1 protein-coding gene is annotated in these 526 nt (G+C 75.5%); it reads right to left on the minus strand.

What is annotated here, in order from left to right:
* Positions 1-24: 24 nt before the first annotated feature.
* Positions 25-267, minus strand: a complete 243-nt coding sequence (locus tag BKE38_RS30195) for a hypothetical protein (protein WP_076960721.1) — start codon at positions 265-267, stop codon at positions 25-27.
* Positions 268-526: the final 259 nt, after the last annotated feature.

Raw genomic sequence — 526 nt, forward strand, 5'->3', positions numbered from 1 at the left:
GGGCTGAGGCGCGCCGCGGAGCGCTCAGTCCAGGCTGGGAAACAGGTCGCAGACGGCGCTGACGCAGCTGCCGGTGGCGCGCAGCCCGTCCAGCACCAGCTCGCCGACATCGCCGGCCAGCTGCACCAGCCGGTCGGCCGTCTCAAGCTGGACGGCGCCGTCGCCCAGCGCCTGCAGCGTGCCGGGCGGCTGCGGCGCCGCCTGCTGGGCGCGCTTCACCTGCTCGGCATTGGCGGCGGCGATGGCGGCGAGCTGTTCGGGGGTCATGCGGGGCTCCTCCGTGTCGGCCGCTTTTTCCTGGGCCTGGCCGGGGAACGGATCAAGACAGATGCCCGTGTCCGCCGGCAGCGCCGCCGCAAGTCACTGAAACGCGCCGGCAAAAACTCCGCGCGAGGCAAACGGCGCTGGCCAGCCGCGGCAGTGCGGGACCATGCTGGCAGACCCCTGCCGGAGATGCGCCCCATGGCCCATGCCCCCCCCCGCCCTCGCCACACCGGCCGCCCGCCCCCCCCCCCGCCCCCAGCGC

Source organism: Teichococcus deserti (genome assembly GCF_001982615.1).
Taxonomy (GTDB): domain Bacteria; phylum Pseudomonadota; class Alphaproteobacteria; order Acetobacterales; family Acetobacteraceae; genus Pseudoroseomonas; species Pseudoroseomonas deserti.